Origin of the sequence: Liquorilactobacillus sicerae (genome assembly GCF_029916425.1) — a bacterium.
Lineage (GTDB): Bacteria > Bacillota > Bacilli > Lactobacillales > Lactobacillaceae > Liquorilactobacillus > Liquorilactobacillus sicerae.
Genome location: NZ_JAHAVQ010000157.1, coordinates 1 through 498, shown reverse-complemented (window position 1 = coordinate 498; position 498 = coordinate 1). Strand labels below are relative to the sequence as shown.

At 33.7% G+C, this 498-nt stretch carries 1 protein-coding gene; it reads left to right on the top strand.

Features of this window, described 5'->3' with window-relative positions; translation table 11 throughout:
• Positions 1-49: 49 nt before the first annotated feature.
• On the top strand, positions 50-498 hold a 449-nt coding region (locus KH893_RS11770), incomplete at its 3' end, for a lipopolysaccharide biosynthesis protein (RefSeq protein WP_281166274.1).

The window sequence follows — 498 nt, the reverse complement described above, 5'->3', positions numbered from 1 at the left end:
GTTTATTCCTACAGTGTCGATACAGTTGTACATTATGATTAATAAAATAATGCTAAAAAATATGGTATCTGTTCAAGCGGCTGGTTTTATGGATTATTCTGATAGCTTTATTAATGCTTCTATGATACTGGTAACGTCGTTAAGCATGGTTTTGTTACCACGAATTACGAATCTTTTTGCTAACAACAAAATTGAAGCTATTCATCAAAGCTTGTATAAATCTTTTCAATTTATTACAGCGCTTGCTGTCCCATTGATGTTTGGTTTGGCTGTAGTGGCACCACATTTTACTGTTTGGTTTTTAACGCCAAAATTTGCTGTAACAGGTACTTTGTTAATTATTCAAACGCCGATCATTTTGCTCATAGCTTGGAACAATACAATTGGCAAACAATATTTATTGCCAGTCAATCGTATGCGTGACTACACACTTTCAATCGTTAATGGTGTTTTTGTCAACCTTGTTGCTAACTATTTTTGCATACATTATTTAGGCGT